This is a genomic window from Dellaglioa sp. CoH-56-MRSF-13 (assembly GCF_056782095.1).
Window position 1 is genome coordinate 1 of the sequence record NZ_JBXAYC010000200.1, and the last position, 252, is coordinate 252.

1 protein-coding gene is annotated in these 252 nt (G+C 58.7%); it reads right to left on the minus strand.

Annotated features, from left to right (window positions below; genetic code table 11):
• The coding region (locus AC1RP1_RS08425; protein ID WP_481762794.1) for a hypothetical protein at positions 1-252 on the minus strand (252 nt) is incomplete at both ends.

Genomic DNA, 252 nt, shown 5'->3' on the forward strand with positions numbered 1-252 from the left:
GAGTTCCGCGATTTCGGCTGATCGATGGTCACGATCGTGGACCCGGTTTCCGCTCGCTCCTGATGCTGTTCCTTTGTCAGGTTCCACGTGAACGAGTTGGAACTGTGTTCGGTGAGAGCCCGCGAATACCGGATTTTACCGTCTTCCGAGAGCTGGGCGAGCAGTATGTTCACGCGGTTGCTGTTTTCGGCGTTGATTTTCGCGTAGCGCCCGACCGCACCCAGCTGACGCCACTGATCATCGCCGTCCGCG